General features: G+C 42.0%; 1 protein-coding gene. It reads right to left on the reverse strand.

Annotated elements, in window-relative coordinates:
- The coding region (locus R7E78_RS27340; protein WP_318058780.1) for an HD-GYP domain-containing protein at positions 1-660 on the reverse strand (660 nt) is incomplete at both ends.

The raw sequence follows: 660 nt of genomic DNA on the forward strand, positions 1-660 counted from the left end.
GCAAGCTCAATGATGGGAGCTTGAGTTCTTGGCACTGATGGGTCGTAAACCAGAACATTTGGAAATAGCAGGTTTGAAGCGTTCACTGAGATGACCAATCCCACCATATTATTAGATAGCTGAACAACCGTGCCAGGAGGGAAGACGCCCATGAACTTGATCAGGATATTAAGGTTCTCTTCTTTATATAGGTGTTTACAGTTTTTATATAAATGAGAAAGGGCGGTGTATGGGATTTTCTGTTCTGATGCGATCGGTGTATGGCACAAGTTATCAAATGCATTTGCCACTATGACAATTTGAGCCAATTCATCAATTTCATCCCCTTTAAGGCCCTCAGGATAACCGGAGCCATCTCTTAACTCATGATGCTGAGCAATCACGGTTTTAGCTGGTTCAGGAAAACCTTCGATCTGATTCGCGAGATCCAAACCATATTTAGTATGTAACTTTAGGTAGTTGGTTTCTGGCTCGGTTAATGGCACTTGCTTTCTTAATATAGCGGTAGGGATTTTGATCTTACCCATATCATGAAACAGAGCAGCGAAAGAGAGCTCTTTTAGTTGCTTGGCAGAATACCCTTTCGCACGCCCAATCATCATGGCAATAACCGCAACGTTTAGAGAATGGAAATAGATATCTTCAAATTCGTTTTTGCCG

The sequence above is a fragment of the Vibrio sp. YT-19(2023) genome, from assembly GCF_033337395.1.